The sequence below is a fragment of the Aquabacterium sp. genome (genome assembly GCF_036279675.1).
Lineage (GTDB): Bacteria > Pseudomonadota > Gammaproteobacteria > Burkholderiales > Burkholderiaceae_C > Aquabacterium.
Genome location: NZ_DASUIS010000117.1, coordinates 26,558 through 42,661 on the forward strand (window position 1 = coordinate 26,558; position 16,104 = coordinate 42,661).

General features: G+C 63.5%; 14 protein-coding genes. 9 read left to right on the forward strand and 5 right to left on the reverse strand.

The window, feature by feature from the left end; translation table 11 throughout:
• Positions 1 to 28 precede the first annotated feature (28 nt).
• Positions 29 to 589 (forward strand): methylamine utilization protein, encoded by a 561-nt coding sequence (locus VFW93_RS13650; protein WP_329694535.1) that lies wholly within the window; start codon positions 29 to 31, stop codon positions 587 to 589.
• Between the two features lie 157 nt (positions 590 to 746).
• On the opposite strand, the gene VFW93_RS13655 is transcribed toward VFW93_RS13650, so the two are convergent.
• A complete protein-coding gene (locus VFW93_RS13655; RefSeq protein ID WP_329694536.1) occupies positions 747 to 1,694 on the reverse strand; it encodes an asparaginase in 948 nt (315 codons plus the stop codon).
• 89 nt (positions 1,695 to 1,783) lie between these two features.
• On the opposite strand from VFW93_RS13655, the gene lexA reads away from it, so the two are divergent.
• A complete protein-coding gene (gene lexA, locus VFW93_RS13660) occupies positions 1,784 to 2,491 on the forward strand; it encodes a transcriptional repressor LexA (protein WP_329694537.1) in 708 nt (235 codons plus the stop codon).
• 117 nt (positions 2,492 to 2,608) lie between these two features.
• Positions 2,609 to 2,959, forward strand: a complete 351-nt coding sequence (locus VFW93_RS13665) for a hypothetical protein (protein ID WP_329694538.1) — start codon at positions 2,609 to 2,611, stop codon at positions 2,957 to 2,959.
• Between the two features lie 136 nt (positions 2,960 to 3,095).
• On the opposite strand, the gene VFW93_RS13670 is transcribed toward VFW93_RS13665, so the two are convergent.
• Genes VFW93_RS13670 through phaC form a run of 3 tightly spaced genes read right to left on the reverse strand, consistent with a single transcriptional unit; the run spans position 3,096 to position 6,795 of the window.
• Positions 3,096 to 3,833, reverse strand: a complete 738-nt coding sequence (locus VFW93_RS13670; RefSeq protein WP_329694539.1) for a 3-ketoacyl-ACP reductase — start codon at positions 3,831 to 3,833, stop codon at positions 3,096 to 3,098.
• A 47-nt stretch (positions 3,834 to 3,880) separates the two neighbouring features.
• Entirely contained in the window at positions 3,881 to 5,059 is a 1,179-nt protein-coding gene (locus tag VFW93_RS13675; protein WP_329694540.1) for an acetyl-CoA C-acetyltransferase, read from the reverse strand.
• Positions 5,060 to 5,085: 26 nt separating this feature from the next.
• Positions 5,086 to 6,795, reverse strand: a complete 1,710-nt coding sequence (gene phaC / locus VFW93_RS13680) for a class I poly(R)-hydroxyalkanoic acid synthase (protein ID WP_414639679.1) — start codon at positions 6,793 to 6,795, stop codon at positions 5,086 to 5,088.
• 708 nt (positions 6,796 to 7,503) lie between these two features.
• Between phaC and VFW93_RS13685 the strand changes: the two genes are divergently transcribed.
• Positions 7,504 to 7,800: a hypothetical protein gene (locus VFW93_RS13685; RefSeq protein ID WP_329694541.1), complete on the forward strand. Its 297-nt coding sequence runs from the start codon at positions 7,504 to 7,506 to the stop codon at positions 7,798 to 7,800.
• On the opposite strand, the gene pgeF is transcribed toward VFW93_RS13685, so the two are convergent.
• A complete protein-coding gene (pgeF, locus tag VFW93_RS13690; protein ID WP_414639677.1) occupies positions 7,729 to 8,631 on the reverse strand; it encodes a peptidoglycan editing factor PgeF in 903 nt (300 codons plus the stop codon). The genes VFW93_RS13685 and pgeF overlap by 72 nt on opposite strands.
• On the opposite strand from pgeF, the gene VFW93_RS13695 reads away from it, so the two are divergent.
• The 5 genes from VFW93_RS13695 to VFW93_RS13715 form a co-directional block, all read left to right on the forward strand.
• Positions 8,630 to 9,265, forward strand: coding sequence for a chorismate--pyruvate lyase family protein (locus VFW93_RS13695; protein ID WP_329694542.1), 636 nt, complete (start codon positions 8,630 to 8,632; stop codon positions 9,263 to 9,265). The genes pgeF and VFW93_RS13695 overlap by 2 nt on opposite strands.
• Before the next feature lie 84 nt (positions 9,266 to 9,349).
• Complete coding sequence (locus VFW93_RS13700; protein WP_290677919.1) at positions 9,350 to 9,895, forward strand: NUDIX hydrolase; 546 nt, start codon at positions 9,350 to 9,352, stop codon at positions 9,893 to 9,895.
• A gap of 56 nt (positions 9,896 to 9,951) precedes the next feature.
• Positions 9,952 to 12,159, forward strand: coding sequence for a type I secretion system permease/ATPase (locus VFW93_RS13705; RefSeq protein ID WP_329694543.1), 2,208 nt, complete (start codon positions 9,952 to 9,954; stop codon positions 12,157 to 12,159).
• A gap of 19 nt (positions 12,160 to 12,178) precedes the next feature.
• Positions 12,179 to 13,618, forward strand: a complete 1,440-nt coding sequence (locus tag VFW93_RS13710; RefSeq protein WP_329694544.1) for an HlyD family type I secretion periplasmic adaptor subunit — start codon at positions 12,179 to 12,181, stop codon at positions 13,616 to 13,618.
• Between the two features lie 323 nt (positions 13,619 to 13,941).
• On the forward strand, positions 13,942 to 16,104 hold a 2,163-nt coding region (locus VFW93_RS13715), incomplete at its 3' end, for a retention module-containing protein (protein ID WP_329694545.1).

Here is a 16,104-nt window from a genome sequence, read left to right on the forward strand (position 1 = left end):
TCGGCACACGAAGGGCGCGCTGACTGGGATGGCGCTGTCGCTGTACGGTGCATCCGCCCTCGCTGCCAACCTGTCGATTCAGGTTCTGGGCGACAACGGGCAGTCGCTGGCTGGCGCCGCTGTGGCGGTGTTTGTCAAGGGCGTCAAAGCCACGGCAGGCCCTGAGGTCACGGCCGACATGGCGCAAAAAAACAAGGCCTTCTCGCCAACCTTGCGCGTCGTGCAGACGGGCACTTCGGTGAACTTCCCGAACTTCGACACGGTCCGACACCATGTCTACTCGTTCTCGCCCGTCAAGACTTTCGAGATCAAGCTGTACGCCGGCACGCCAGCTGCACCGGTGATCTTTGACAAGCCGGGCACCGCCACCCTGGGCTGCAACATCCACGACCGCATGCTGGGCTATATCCATGTGGTGGACACACCCTACTTTGGCGTCACGGACTCCAGCGGCAGGCTCACGCTCGATCTGCCATCGGGCGAGCATCGCGTACGGGTGTGGACGCCCGCCATGGGCGAAGCCTCAGCCGGCCAGGAGCAAGGCCTCAAGACCGGCCAGGACGTGGTGATCAGGCTCAACAAGCCCTGAAGCTGTCATCGTCCTTTCACATTCGGCTCGCACAATTCGCTTCGAACCGGGTCAGGCCAGCGCCAGGCTCGGAGGGATAAAGCAGACCAGGGGTGACGGTCACCGCACTCAGGATCCAGCTTCCACTCCCACCTTATTTCCCCGGCCTCCTGCTCGCTCACACACCCATCAGATAGAGCATGAGCGCCACCCGGGCCTGAGCTGCCGTCAGCTCGCCACAGGCCACAAACGCATCCCCCTCACGAGACTGCACCCCGCCACGGGCCACGCGCGAGCTGCGCCAGACCGTGACGCCATGGGCCACCGCCTTGGCCAGCGCAGCCTCCAGGCCCTTGTGCAGCGTGCCATGCCCGGTTCCGGCCATGACCAGCCCCTTGAGCGGGCCGTGTTCATGCGCGTGGGCCAGCGCGGCATCGACCATCCAGCCGTCGGCGTCCGCATGGCTGTGGATGATCTCCACACGAGGCGGTGTCAGGTTCAAGGGCCACCAGCCGGCATTGCCGCTGGCAGGCCAGGATGCCACCTCGTCGTGCCACTGCCCCTGGGCATCGATCAGCGCCAGCGGCGCTTGACCACCGGCATCAAACGCATCCAGCGACCACGAGTGCATCTTGCGCACTTGCGAGCCGGCCCACACGCCGCCGTGCATCACAGCGACCACGCCACCCAGACCACGACGCGCCGCCTCCAGTGCCACCCGAACCGCATCCAGCAGGTTGCGCGGCCCATCGGCATCCGGCGCCGTCGCCGGGCGCATGGCTGCGGTGATGACCACCGGCTTGCGTCCGTCCACCAGCCGGTGCAAGAGATAGGCAGTTTCTTCCAGCGTATCGGTGCCGTGCGCGATCACGATGCCTGACACATCATCACGCGCCAGCTGACGCTGCAGCTCGCGCCCCATGTCCTGCCAGAGCTGCCAGCTCATGTCTTTGCTGTCGACCTGGGCCACCTGCACGACCTCGGTCGGATAGACCGCCAGATCAGGCATGGCCTTGACCAGTTGCGCGATGGACAACTGCCCCGCGCGGTAGTCCCACACACGATCAGGATCTGCACCCGTGCCGGCGATGGTGCCCCCTGTTCCCAGAATCACAACGTTTTGCATGACTGATCAGGCGCCTTTGCAAAAATACTGGACAAACCAGCAGTACTGTATAAAATGACAGCCAACGATTCATCCAGCGTTAGCTACAGATGTCGAACGATAAACCCAAACTCACGCCGCGCCAGCAGGAAATCTTCGAGTTGATCCAGCGTGCCATTGCGCGCACTGGTGCACCTCCTACTCGTGCTGAAATCGCCACGGAACTCGGCTTCAAGTCAGCCAATGCCGCTGAAGAGCACTTGCAGGCGCTGGCCCGCAAAGGCGTGATCGAACTGGTGGGTGGCACCTCGCGCGGCATCCGTCTCAAGGCTGGCACGCTGCGCACGGTCAACGAAACCCGCAAACGCAGCGGCGATGCGCCCTCCAACGTGTTGCCCTTCAATCTGCCCCTGCCCGGCCTGGAACAGCTGGTCCTGCCACTGGTCGGCCGCGTCGCCGCTGGCAGCCCGATCCTGGCTCAGGAGCATGTTGAGCAAACCTATTCGGTCGAGCCCGGCCTGTTTGCCCGCCGCCCCGATTACCTGCTGCGGGTCAAAGGCATGAGCATGAAGGACATCGGCATCATGGACGGCGACCTGCTGGCCGTTGCCCGCACCCGAGACGCCCGCAACGGCCAGATCGTGGTGGCCCGCATCGGTGATGAGGTCACGGTCAAGCGCTTCCAGCGCACGGCCAAGGGCATCGAACTGCTGCCGGAGAACCCTGACTTCAAACCCATCCTGGTCTCACCTGATCAGGACGACTTCGAACTGGAAGGTCTGGCCGTGGGCCTGATCCGCAACCAGTTGCTGAACTGACTCTCGCGCCACCAGGCGGGTGGCGGGCATTGGCATCACCTGGCCGGTGGTGCGATCCCGTCTGGTGGTCCCTGTTGAATCCTGCCGAACTTCATCTGCTGTCAACCGGAGTTCACCATGATTCACCACCTGGCCCGTGCATTCTTCGTTCGCAACACTGCCGCTCAAGGCGCAGCAGGCGATCCCCCCTCTGACGGTTCTCGCCCTGCCAGTGCGCCAGCGACCCGCCCGGTCAAGGCTCGCCCCATCACGCCCTGGGGCACCCCGCCTGCGCGCCAGCAGGACAACAGCCCCAACAGTGCGGCCGTCATCGCCTTGCGTCCGGCGGCACAGCAAATGGCCCCCGTACGCCGCGTCCGCATCAGCACCGATCCCAGTGATGCACGCCGCACCGTGATCACAGGCCGCTTTGCAGAGGTCTGTGCTGCACTCGATCGCCTGGTGATGGAGCAGGAAGCGGCCGCCTGAACTGCCTGGCCCCGCCCGCTCCCGGCGGGCGTCCATGAAAAAACCCCGCAGGCATCGCTACCTGGCGGGGTTGTTCGAGCAGACTGGCCTTCATCGAGCCTGAGCGCGCTGCGCCCCCGGCTCAATGCACCCGTCATCAGCCCATGTGCAGGCCACCGTTGACCGAGAAGTCAGCGCCCGTGGCAAAACCGGCTTCATCGCTGGCAACCCAGGACACCATCGAGGCGATTTCCTCAGGCGTACCCAGACGCTTCACAGGGATGGTGGCCACGATCTTGTCCAGCACGTCCTGGCGGATCGAGCGCACCATGTCGGTGCCGATGTAGCCAGGCGAGACGGTGTTCACGGTCACACCCTTGTTGGCCACTTCCTGAGCCAGGGCCATGGTGAAGCCGTGCATACCGGCCTTGGCAGCCGAGTAGTTGGTCTGACCGAACTGGCCCTTTTCACCGTTGACCGAGCTGATGTTCACGATACGGCCCCAACCGCGGTCCACCATGTCGTCGATGACCTGCTTGGTCACGTTGAACAGGCTGTTCAGGTTGGTGTCCATGACCGCATCCCAATCGGCCTTGGTCATCTTGCGGAACATGCCGTCACGGGTGATACCAGCGTTGTTCACGAGGATGTCGATCGGACCGTGCTCGGCCTTGGTCTTGCGGAAGGCATCCACAGTCGAATCCCAATCGGCCACGTTGCCGACGGAGGCGTAGAAGGTATAGCCCAGAGCCTTTTGCTCATCGAGCCACTTGACGTGGTCACGGCTGGGGCCGCAACCAGCGATCACCTTGTAACCGTCCTTGTGCAGGCGCTGGCAGATGGAGGTACCGATACCGCCCATGCCACCGGTCACGTACGCTACTTTTTGGCTCATGAAGTTCTCCTCTTTGGGATGTATGAAAGACTACTTTTCAGTCGGGGTCAGCGTTCGATGGTCAGGGCTACGCCCATACCGCCACCGATACACAGAGATGCGATGCCCTTGTGAGCATCGCGCTTCTGCATTTCATGCAACAGGGTCACCAGAATGCGGCAACCCGATGCGCCAATGGGGTGGCCAATCGCGATGGCGCCACCGTTCACATTGACCTTGCTGGTGTCCCAGCCCATTTCATTGTGAACAGCACAAGCCTGAGCCGCGAAGGCCTCGTTGATTTCCAGCAAATCGAGATCGGCGGGCTTCCAGCCGGCACGTTCCAGCGCACGGCGTGACGCCGACACGGGCCCCATGCCCATGATGGCGGGATCCAGGCCGGAGCTGGCATAAGAAGCGATGCGACCCAGCACCTTCAGGCCCAGTTGCTCGGCCTTTTGGGCGCTCATGACCATGACAGCCGCAGCGCCATCGTTGATGCCCGACGCGTTACCCGCCGTCACGCTGCCAGCCTTGTCAAAGGCCGGACGCAAGCCAGCCAGCGCTTCGGCGTTGCTCTTGCGGTTGACGAACTCGTCGGTGTCGAACACCAGCGGGTCGCCCTTCTTCTGCGGAATCAGGACGGGCACGATTTCGTCCTTGAAGCGGCCTGCATCCTGGGCTGCTGCAGCCTTTTGCTGCGAGCCCAGCGCCAGCGCATCTTGCGCTTCACGCGTGATGCCGTACTGCTTGGCCACATTCTCGGCCGTGATGCCCATGTGGTACTGGTTGTAGACGTCCCACAAGCCGTCGTTGATCATGGTGTCGACCATCTGCCAGTTGCCCATGCGCATGCCTTCGCGCGAATTGGGCACCACGTGAGGTGACATGCTCATGTTTTCCTGACCGCCTGCGATCACGATCTCGGCATCGCCATCGCGGATGGCCTGTGCCGCCAGCATGACGGCCTTCAGGCCGGAGCCGCACACCTTGTTGATGGTCATCGCGGGCACCGTGTTGGGCAAGCCTGCCTTGATCACCGCCTGGCGTGCCGGGTTCTGGCCGCAACCAGCCTGCAGCACCTGCCCCAGGATCACCTCGCTGATCTGATCGCCGCTCAGGCCCGTGCGCTTGAGCAGTTCCTTGATCACCGTCGCGCCCAGTTCGGACGCGGGCGTCTTGGCCAGGGTTCCGCCGAACTTGCCAACGGCGGTCCGGGCTGCAGCAACGATGACGATGTCAGACATGGTGATCTCCTTAAATGGTCAAGTGTTCAAGCCTTGCGAAGGACGTAGCGACCAGGTGCGGCCTCAATGGGCTGGTGCCGTTTGTTGCCGGGCTGCTTTGGCGCCGGCACTTTCGCACCAGCCTGTTTGCCCAGCCACTCGGCCCAGACGGGCCACCAGCTGCCAGGATGCTCCTGCGCCGTTGCCATCCATTCCTTGGCCGTTGCTGGCAAGCCCCGTGCCAGGGAGCCGGAAGTCCAGTAACTGCGCTTCTTTTTCTCGGGTGGGTTGATCACACCGGCGATGTGACCGGAGGCACCCAGCACGAAGGTCTTGGGCCCCTGCACGATCTGGGTGGACTCGTAAGCCCCGCCCCAAGGCACGATATGGTCTTCACGCGAACCATAGATGAAGGTCGGCATGTCCAGACGGCGCAGGTCCAGCGGCACGCCGCATACCTTCACCGCATTGGGCTCGCGCAGCTTGTTTTCAAGGTAGGTGTTGCGCAGGTACCAGGTGTAGAAAGGCCCTGGCAGATTGGTACTGTCGCTGTTCCAGTACAGCAGGTCAAACGCTGGCGGCATCTCCCCCTTGAGGTAGTTGCCAACCACGTAGTTCCAGACCAGGTCGTTGGGACGCAGGAAGGAGAAAGTGGCCGCCAGATCGGTGCCCTTCATCAGGCCGCCACCTTGCGGGCTGGTCGGACCCATGGTCATTTCGCGCATGCGCACCATGGCCTCGTCCACGAAGACATCCATGATGCCGGTGTCGGAGAAATCCAGGAACGATGTCAGCAGCGTCAGGCTGGCAGCAGGCTTCTTGCCTTGCGCGGCCAGTGTGGACAGTGCACAGGCCAGCATCGTGCCGCCCACGCAGAAGCCCAGCATGTTGGCCTTGTCCGTGCCGGCCACATCCAGCGTGACGTCGATGGCCTTCATCACGCCCTGCTCGATATAGTCGTCCCAGGTGGATAGGGCCAGGCTGTCATCCGGGTTGACCCAGCTGATCATGAACACACGGTGGCCTTGCGACAGCAGATAGCGCACAACCGAGTTGTCCGGCTGCAGGTCCAGGATGTAGTACTTGTTGATGCAAGGCGGCACGAAGAGGAAAGGCACTTCGTGGACCTGAGGCGTCAAAGGCGCGTACTCGATGAGCTGGAAGTACGGATTCTCGAACACGACCGTACCAGCAGTGGTCGCCACGTTCTTGCCCACCTCGAACACGCTCTCGTCCGTCTGGGACATGTGGCCCTGACGCAGGTCGTTCATCAGGTGCTGCAGGCCTTGCTGCAGGCTTTCACCCTTGGTGTCGACCGCCTTCTTGAGCGCTTCCGGATTGAAGGCCAGGAAGTTGCTGGGCGACGCCGCGTCCGCCCATTGCTGCACGGCGAAACGCACACGCTGACGGGCCTTGGCATCACCTTGCAGGTTGTCAGCCAGCTTTTGCAGCGTGCGGGCATTGAGCAGGTACATCGACGCCATGAAGGCGTTGACCGGGCTGCTGCCCCACTCCGGTGCATCAAAGCGACGGTCGCCAGCCTTGATCTGTTCGGGCTTTTCCAGCGAGCGGTTCCACAACTCGGTGGCCTGCTTCATGTAGTCCTGCTGGATGTCCTTGAGCGCGTCAGGTGGCACCGACAAGCCTGCCATGGAGGTCAGGGTCGAGCCCAGGCTCTTGCCCATGGACTCCATCGCCTGCTGCATGGGCTTGAGTGCGTCCAGCCCGGGCGGCAAAGCCTCGGCAGATTGACCCATCCACTGCTTCATGGCCTCGGAAGCCTTTTCAGGCAGGCCTTGCAGATCCAGTTGCGCCAGGCCCGGCACCTTGAAGGCACTGAACGCCTTGGCCGCCTGCTCGAACGGGGCGGTGAAGGCGGAGGCATTGGCTGCTTTGGCAGCTCCGGCACTCGAAGCTTCAGTATGTGCTTGATCGGCTTGGGGTTCAGCAGAACGGCTTGTCTTGCGCGTCGGCGCGGGTTTCGCAGCCTTGCTGGCACCAGCCGGCTTGGCTGATGCGGCAGGCTTGCTCGCCGCCGTCTTCCTGGGTGTCGCGCCGGCCTTCTTGGCGGCCGGTCGTTTGGTCTTGGCTGCGGGCTTGGGTTGCACTGCAGCATCGCGCGGCGTCACGTCCTCGGCAGCGACAGCGCGCTGCGAGCGTGACCGTTGAGGAACAGCCATATGTCTCCTACTTGGAATCCTGAGCTGAGGCATCCGAAAAAGTGATGCCCCGGCATGTTGCCGTATTCTGACCTCGTATTTTTTGAAGCGACAAGTCAGGCAGATGACTTTTGGCCAGTTTTCAACATCGGCCCAACGGTCATCAATCTGACTTGCTCATGCACCTTGCAGCAAGAGCTGTTCCAGAATAGATGCAAGCACCGTGGCATGAATGATCTGCATCAATCATGTTGAGTGCATCGCACCGCAATGTCTGCGGGACTTTCACCAATCGGATGGCGTTGGATGTGGATTGTTGCTATTGCCTGGCTGTATGTGGCCGTGATGATGTCATTGGCCGAAGCCACCAGCCCTCAGGGCACGGTACTGGGCGCCCTCATCACCTTCGTGTTTTATGGCGTCGGGCCACTGGCACTGGTGATGTACCTGATGGGCGCGCGAAACCGGCGCGTCGTCAGGCTCAAGGCCGAGGCCGAAGAGCGCAGGCGCCATGTGGCCAGCCTGGCCGCGTCAGCCGCGAAGGCAGATGGCAGCGGCCTGCCTGCCGGTGACGCGATCGCGCCGGAAGGAAAAGAACCTTGAAGCATCGGTGACGGTGCACCACTCACCACCGCTGATGCGCTGCACGCCGCGTCCTTGAAGGATGTCGCGGGCCAGACCAGGCAGGTCTGCGAGCCATTTCGGCGGGGCTTCCGCCGTTGCACCAGCCCCCAGGCTGCCATCGTTGGCGCCGAGATCCGGCTGGCGCCGCTTGAACCTCGGGTGCGGCATGGCGCCTTGTGGGTCCACGCCGAAGCCAATCAACACGTCGGCACCCACCTCGAAATGCCGCGGCCCGATGCATGGCCCCAGCCAGACGCTCAACTCGGCCGGATCGCAAGAAGCCGCCTCACACAAGGCCGCCACACCGATGTGCACGATGCCCCGCCCGACCATGGGGCCCGCACCGGCCAGACCGCGCCAGCCGGCGTGCAGCGCCGCCACGCCCCGCCCCTCCGGCGCCGCCAGCAACAGGGGCAGGCAATCGGCCACCATCACCGTGCATGCCAGGCCAGGCTCAGTCGTGAAGGCGCCATCGGCCACGGGCTGCGCCAGCGAGCCGTTCAGGTCTGCAGGGTTGACATCGTCTCCACGAGAGACATCGTGCGTCAGCCTGATCACCCGGTTGCCATGAACCTGTGTGAGCCAGGCCGGCCGAGCCTGCAACTGCGCTGCCAACACCTCACGGTTGTGCGCCACGGCCTGTGGATCATCCTGAACGTGGTCACCCAGATTGCACTGCGCGTAAGGCGCCTGGCTGATGCCACCGGCCCTGGCGCTCATGATCGCACCGAGCCTTGGCGACAGCCCGGCGCCGAAATCGATGGCCATCCAGCCCTCAGGCATCGGGGATGGCAGTGAGTTTGATGTCATGAAGCGCGTTCGGCGCGAGGCCCGCTATGATCCCGCCCCGATGCTACCTCGTCTGCCCGCCGTACCCCGCCTGAACGCCGCCCGCGCCCGCCGCGCTGCCGGAGGTCGACAGGCCGTCCCTGCTCGCCTGAAACAGTGGCTGTCTGCGCCCGGCTCGCTCACGGCGCGCCTGCGCCTGCATGGGCAGGTCAGCGTGCAGGTGATCAGCCAGGGGCGACAGACTTTGTGGCCGCAGGAACAAAAAGCGCTGCGCTGCCGGCAGGCTCACGTGCGCGAGGTCGTGCTGCGCATCGATGGCCGGCCGGCCGTCTGGGCCCGCAGCAGCACGCCGCTGAATGCCGTGAAAGGCCCCTGGCGCGCCATCAAGGGCCTGGGCACCCGCCCCTTGGCCGAGTTGCTGTTCGAACACAGTCAGGTGCGACGCGACCCGCTGATCGCGCAGGCTTTGGCCACCCGCTCGCCCGAGCGTCAGCATCTGGCGCGCCAGTGGGCCCGGTTGCGCCCCCCGGCTGACGCCCATGCGCCCCTCTGGACGCGCCGATCCGTGTTCTGGCACCGCGGCCACCCACTGCAGGTGCTGGAGAGCTTTGCCCCCTGGATCACCCGGCTCCCGGCCGGCCCCAGGCGGCGCTGAAGCCTCCCCGCCGTCCAGGTTGGCCCCTGTGAATTGCCGACCACAGGCCGAGGAATAGCGCGCTTGTTGCCCTAAACTGCGGGCATGCTGTTTTCACGCCGAATCGAGCACTGCCAGGTCTGTGGCACGCCGGTTGAGTACAAGGTTCCCGAGGATGACAACCGGGAGCGCGCCGTGTGCCCTTCCTGCAGCCACATCCACTACGTCAATCCGTTGAACGTGGTGGGGACGCTGCCTGTCTGGGGCGAGCAAGTGCTGCTGTGCAAGCGCAACATCGAGCCGCGCAAGGGTTTCTGGACCCTGCCCGCCGGCTTCATGGAGCTGGGTGAAACCACCGAAGAAGGCGCGGCCCGCGAAACCGACGAAGAAGCCGGCGCCCACATCGAAATGCAAGGCCTCTACTGCATCCTCAATGTGGTCACGGCCGGTCAGGTTCACCTGTTCTACCGCGCCCGCCTGCTGGACACCGAATTCGCGCCGGGCCCGGAAACCATGGAAGCCAAACTCTTCCACCAGCACGAGATCCCCTGGGACGATCTGGCCTTCCGCACGGTACGCATGACCCTGGAGCGCTTCTTCGCAGACCGCGTCAAGGGTCAATTTGACGTGCATTGTGCCGATATCCGCTGATACCGCCGCGCTGACCCCTGGTGTCTCGTGCGGCGCCGGACCTCACGACCACACACATGACCGCCACGCTGGACAACTCTGATCCGACCTCCTCCGCGCCGCCCGACGCCCCCGTCCAGCCGGGAACCGGGCCGCGCCTGCGCGAAGACCTGATCGCGCCGGATCCCCTGCTGGACTGCCTGGTCGAAGTCTGCCGGCAACATGGCATCCCCGCCTCCCGCGCCTCACTGACCGCCGGCCTGCCGCTGGACAAAGGCGCCCTGCCCCTGACGCTGGCCGAACGTGCCGCCGCCAAGGCTGGCCTGGCCACCAAGCTGCAGCGGCTCGAACTGAGCCGCATTGACGACCTCACCCTGCCCGCCATCCTGATCCTCCACAACGATCAGGCCTGCGTGCTGCTGGGCCGCGACAAGGGGCAATGGCGCATCCTGCTGCCCGACACCGGCCAGGGCGCGGTCACCTTGAGCACGGACGAGCTTCAAGCCCGCTACACCGGCGTGGTGCTGTTTGCCCGCCCGCACTTCAAATTCGACGCCCGCACACCGGAGATCCGCGCGACCAAGTCCGGACACTGGTTCTGGGGCCCGGTACTGGCCCAGCGCTTTGTCTACCGTGACGTGATGTGGGCCGCGCTGCTGGTCAACCTGTTCGCGCTGGCCTTCCCGATCTTTTCCATGAACGTGTACGACCGCGTCGTGCCCAACCATGCCACCGAGACGATGTGGGTGCTGGCCATCGGCGTGTGCCTGGTGTTCTGCGGTGATCTGTTCATGCGTCTGTTGCGCAGCCACTTCGTGGACGAAGCCAGCGCACGCATCGACGTGCAGATCTCTGCCTCGCTGATGGAGCGGGTGCTGGGCATGCGCCTGGAAAACCGACCGCAATCGGTCGGGTCCTTTGCATCGAACCTGCGCGGCTTCGAGCAGGTGCGTGACTTCATCGCTTCCAGCACGGTCACGGCGCTGATCGATCTGCCTTTCGCGCTGCTGTTCGTGATCGTGATGGCCTGGATCTCGCCCTGGTTGATTCTGCCGGTGCTCACGGTGTTCACGGCGATCGTGGTGTCGGGCTATGTGCTGCAACACCGCCTGCATGAACTGTCGCAAAGCACGTATCAGGCATCTGCGCAGCGCAATGCCACCCTGGTGGAGAGCCTGACCGGCATCGAGACCATCAAGTCACAAGGTGCCGAAGGCCTGATCCAGGCACGCTGGGAGCGCGCCAACCAGTTTTTGTCTGCCTTGAACGTGCGCATGCGCGGGCTGTCGTCCACCGCGATGTACACCACGGCCACGCTGCAGCAACTGGTGTCGGTCAGCATCATCCTGATCGGCGTCTACCTGATCACCGACAAGCAACTCACCATGGGCGGCCTGATTGCCTCGACCATGCTGGCTGGCCGCGCACTGGCCCCCGCAGGTCAGATCGTGGGCCTGTTGATGCAATACCAGGGTGCCCGCACGGCCATGGAGTCGCTCAACAAGATCATGGACCAGCCTGTGGAACGCCCGGCTGGCACCAACTTCGTTCAGCGCAAGGAGCTCAAGGGCGAGATCGAGTTCCGCCATGTCTCGTTTGCCTATCCGGGTCGTCAGGATTCGGCGCTCGACAACATCAGCTTCAAGATCAACCCCGGAGAAAAGGTGGCCCTGATCGGCAAGGTGGGTTCGGGCAAGACCACGCTGCAAAAGCTGATCCTCGGGCTGTACCAGCCGTCGCAAGGCGCGGTGCTGCTCGACGGCATCGACATGCGCCAACTGGATCCGGCCGATGTGCGCCGCAACCTGGCTCACGTGTCGCAGGACGTGACGCTGTTCTACGGTTCGCTGCGAGACAACATCACCTTCGGCATGCCGCATGCGCAGGATGACGCCATCGTGGCCGCCAGCGAAACAGCCGGCCTGACCGAGTTCGTACAGCGCCATCCGCAGGGCTATGACATGCAGGTGGGCGAACGCGGCGAACTGCTCTCCGGCGGCCAACGCCAGAGCGTGGGCATTGCCCGCGCCGTGCTGCACAACGCCCCCATCCTGCTGCTCGACGAGCCCACCAGCGCGATGGACTTCTCGACCGAGGCCCTGGTGACGCAACGCATGCAGGCCTTCTCGGAAGGCAAGACGGTGGTACTCGTGACGCACCGCACCTCGATGCTGTCTTTCGTGGACCGCGTGATCGTGGTCGACCAGGGCAAGATCGTGGCCGATGGCCCGCGTGAACGGATCATGCAGGCGCTGCAAAGCGGCCGCATCGCCCGCGCATCCTGATCAAGGCAAGGAGATCGACATGAGTACCTTGCTGAACGCCGGACAGAAGCTGGTCAACGCGCTGGAGGCCGTGCGCCGCAGGCTCGCGCCTTTGACCGACCGCGTGCTGGACAAGGTGGCCGGCCCCCGCGTCACGCCTGACACGGCCACCGATGCCGGCATGCGCTCCTTCGAGCTCGACGCCCATGCGGTGATGAGCACGGAAAAAACCTACCGCGCCCAGACGCTGGTGCGCACCGCCTTGCTGCTGGTGGCCGTGCTGCTGACCTGGGCTGGGCTGGCCAAAATAGACGAGGTCACCAAGGGCGAGGCCAAAGTGATCCCCTCCAGGCAGTTGCAGGTGATCCAATCACTCGATGGGGGCGTGGTCTCCGAGATCCTGGTCAAGGAAGGCCAGGTCGTGGAAGCCGGCCAACTGCTGCTCAAGATCGACGAGACCCGCGCCACCTCGGGCGTGCGTGAAAGCGCTGCGCAAGCCTTTGCCTTGCGGGCCAAGCTGGCGCGCTTGAAGGCCCTGGCGGAAGGTCATGCCTTCAACCCGCCCGCCCCTCAGGCAGGCAATGCCGAAGAGCAACGTGTGATCGATGAAGAGCGCCAGCTCTACGACGCCAAACGTTCGGAACTGAAGGCACTGATCTCCATCAGCGAAGAACAGCTCACGCAGCGCGAGCAGGAACTCAGCGAAGCCCAGGCCAAGCGCGATTCGGCCAAGCGTTCTCTGGAGCTGTCGCAGCAGGAACTGGCCAAGACCAAACCCCTGCTGGCCACCGGCGCCGTGTCAGAGGTGGATGTGCTGCGACTGGAGCGTGACCTGACCCGCGCCCGCGGTGACAAGGAACAGGCCAGCGCGCAGGCCTCGCGTGCCAAGGCTGCGATCTCGGAAGCCACCCGCAAGATCCAGGAGACCGACCTGTCCTTCCGCAACGAGATCCGCAAGGAACTCTCCGAAGTGCTGGGCCGCCTCAACGCGATCAATGAGGGTGCCGTGGCCCTGGCAGACAAGGTGGACAAGTCTCAGGTCAAGTCACCTGTGCGAGGCCGCGTGCAACGCCTGCTGGCCAACACGGTCGGCGGCGTGATCACGCCGGGCAAGGACATCGTCGAAGTCGTGCCCCTGGATGACGCGCTGGTGCTGGAGGCCAAGGTCCAACCGCGTGACATCGCCTTCATCCACCCCGGCCAGCCCGCCACCGTCAAGTTCACGGCCTATGACTTCTCGATTTATGGCGGCCTGGATGCCGTGGTCGAGAACATCAGCCCCGACACCGTCACCGATGAAAAGGGCAACACCTTCTATGTGGTGCGTGTGCGCACCAGGCAGACCAACTTCAGCGACAAGATGCCCATCATCCCGGGCATGACGGCTGAAGTGGACGTACTGACCGGCAAGAAGACCGTGCTGTCCTACCTGCTCAAGCCCGTACTCAAGGCGCATTCGTATGCGCTGAGGGAACGCTGAACAAGGCTCTGAAGAAGACACTGTCCGAACATGTCTGCGCATACACCTTAAGTCGCCAACAACCCCGTCCATACGTGACGAAAGCCCTTCACAGCGGGCCAGACAAGCCGACAAGAGATTGTTGGACATGTCTGGCCCGTTTCACTTGGTGGCAAAGCCATAGAAACGGCGCACAACCCTGACGAGGGCTGCGCTAAAGCGTTGATTTATTCGGCGCAAGGCCGGAATTGTTCACGGACTGCGGTCCGACCAATTCACCTTGAGGACGGCCCCCTGGCTATCCTCGCTGCAACGGCTTTAGTTACGTTTCGAGAGGTTTTGCCATGCCCAAATCCGCGCAAGTTCCAGGCGGTATCGTCTCCAGTCTTCAAGGACGCGCCAACGTCATTGCGGCAGGCGAAAAAACTGCTCGACCGCTCCAGCAGGGTGACACCATCCAGCCAGGTGACGTCATCCTCGCGGCACAGAATGCCGAGTTGCAGATCACCGATGTGGACGGCAACGCATGGATGCCGCGCGACATGCAAGTGGCCCTGGCCGATGTCAACGACAAGGCTGGTGCCGACAAGAAGCATAGCCACCCCCGGCACACCGTTGACCACAAGACATTGGACGACGCCATCAATGCGGTGGAACGCGGCGATGAAGATGCGGCGACTGCAGCAGGCGTGACGGGTGGTGGCGGTGGCGCGATGTCGCCGGGCCTGCGTGTGGACCGCGTGATCGAAGCGGTGACACCTCAGGAGTTTGCCTACAGCACACCTGACCGCGAAGCCGGCATCCCGATTGCAGCAGCCGACAACAGCGTGGCCGCGCCTCTGGGCAACCGCGCACCTTACGTTGACGACCCGGGCAACAACTACAAGCCCGCCAGCGGTCGCTACCAGTTTGAAACCCCCGAAGACAAGCCCGTGTCTGGCCAGGTCAAGGCCTCGGACCCGGATGGTGATGCGCTGACCTTCACCAAGGGCACCGATCCCCTGCACGGCACCGTCACGGTCAATCCGGATGGCACCTGGGTCTACACGCCTGACAAGGACTATCACGGCTCGGACTCGTTCACCGTGACCGTGTCCGACGGCAAGGGCGGCACCACCACGGCCTATGTCGACATCGGCATCACGCCTGTCAACGATCCCCCCAAGATTGACGACCCCAATGTCGACCCGGAGTCCGGCCACTACAAGCTCACCACGGACGAAGACACGGCGGTATCGGGCAAAGTCAAGGCCAGTGATGCTGATGGCGACGCGCTGACGTTCAGCAAGGGCTCCGACCCTCTGCATGGCACCGTGACCGTCAATGCCGACGGCAGTTGGACCTACACACCCAACAAGGACTACACGGGCTTCGACACCTTCACCGTGGCGATCTCGGACGGTCAAGGCGGCACGACCACGGCCACCATCGATATTGGTGTGATACCTGCCAACGATCCGCCGAAGATCGACGACCCGACCAATCCCAATCTGGATCCCAACACTGGTCACTACAAGCTCACGACTGACGAAGACAAGCCTGTGTCGGGTCAGGTCACGGCTACCGACCCGGACGGCGATGCGCTGACCTATGCCAAGGGCGCCGACCCGGTGCACGGTACGGTGACGGTCAATGCCGATGGCACCTGGACCTACACGCCCAACAAGGACTACAACGGCTCGGATTCGTTCACGGTCACCGTGTCCGACGGCCACGGCGGCACCACGACCGCGACAGTGGACATTGGCATCAATCCTGTCAACGATGGTCCGAAGATCGACGATCCCACGAACCCGAACCTGGATCCGGCCACCGGCCATTACAAGCTCACCACTGACGAAGACAAGCCTGTCTCTGGCCAGGTCAAGGCCACCGACCCGGATGGCGATGCGCTGACTTACGCCAAGGGTTCCGACCCCGCGCACGGCACTGTCACCGTCAATGCAGACGGCACCTGGACTTACACCCCGTCCAAGGACTACAACGGCTCTGACTCATTCACGGTCACCGTGTCTGACGGCCATGGTGGCACCACGACCGCCACGATTGACATCGGCATCACCCCCGTCAACGACGGCCCCAAGATCGACGATCCAGCCAACCCGAACCTGGATCCGGCTACTGGCCATTACAAGCTCACCACTGACGAAGACAAACCCGTCTCCGGCCAGGTCAAGGCCTCCGACCCGGATGGCGATGCGCTGACTTACGCCAAGGGTTCCGACCCCGCACACGGCACCGTCTCCGTCAACGCCAACGGCACCTGGACCTACACCCCGTCCAAGGACTACAACGGCGCCGACTCGTTCACCGTGACCGTGTCTGATGGCAAGGGCGGCACCACCACGGCCACCATCGACATCGGCATCAACCCCGTCAACGATGGTCCGAAGATCGACGATCCCACGAACCCCAATCTGGATCCGGCGACCGGCCATTACAAGCTCACCACTGACGAAGACAAGCCTGTCTCCGGACAGGTCAAGGCCACCGACCCGGATGGCGAT

Bases quoted from the DNA above. Each gene is read 5' to 3' on its own strand.
- VFW93_RS13650 (WP_329694535.1), top strand. From the start codon at position 29: ATGGCGCTGTCGCTGTACGGTGCATCCGCCCTCGCTGCCAACCTGTCG.
- VFW93_RS13655 (WP_329694536.1), bottom strand. From the start codon at position 1,694: ATGCAAAACGTTGTGATTCTGGGAACAGGGGGCACCATCGCCGGCACG.
- lexA (WP_329694537.1), top strand. From the start codon at position 1,784: ATGTCGAACGATAAACCCAAACTCACGCCGCGCCAGCAGGAAATCTTC.
- VFW93_RS13665 (WP_329694538.1), top strand. From the start codon at position 2,609: ATGATTCACCACCTGGCCCGTGCATTCTTCGTTCGCAACACTGCCGCT.
- VFW93_RS13670 (WP_329694539.1), bottom strand. From the start codon at position 3,833: ATGAGCCAAAAAGTAGCGTACGTGACCGGTGGCATGGGCGGTATCGGT.
- VFW93_RS13675 (WP_329694540.1), bottom strand. From the start codon at position 5,059: ATGTCTGACATCGTCATCGTTGCTGCAGCCCGGACCGCCGTTGGCAAG.
- phaC (WP_414639679.1), bottom strand. From the start codon at position 6,795: ATGGGTCAATCTGCCGAGGCTTTGCCGCCCGGGCTGGACGCACTCAAG.
- VFW93_RS13685 (WP_329694541.1), top strand. From the start codon at position 7,504: ATGTGGATTGTTGCTATTGCCTGGCTGTATGTGGCCGTGATGATGTCA.
- VFW93_RS13695 (WP_329694542.1), top strand. From the start codon at position 8,630: ATGAAGCGCGTTCGGCGCGAGGCCCGCTATGATCCCGCCCCGATGCTA.
- pgeF (WP_414639677.1), bottom strand. From the start codon at position 8,631: ATGACATCAAACTCACTGCCATCCCCGATGCCTGAGGGCTGGATGGCC.
- VFW93_RS13700 (WP_290677919.1), top strand. From the start codon at position 9,350: ATGCTGTTTTCACGCCGAATCGAGCACTGCCAGGTCTGTGGCACGCCG.
- VFW93_RS13705 (WP_329694543.1), top strand. From the start codon at position 9,952: ATGACCGCCACGCTGGACAACTCTGATCCGACCTCCTCCGCGCCGCCC.
- VFW93_RS13710 (WP_329694544.1), top strand. From the start codon at position 12,179: ATGAGTACCTTGCTGAACGCCGGACAGAAGCTGGTCAACGCGCTGGAG.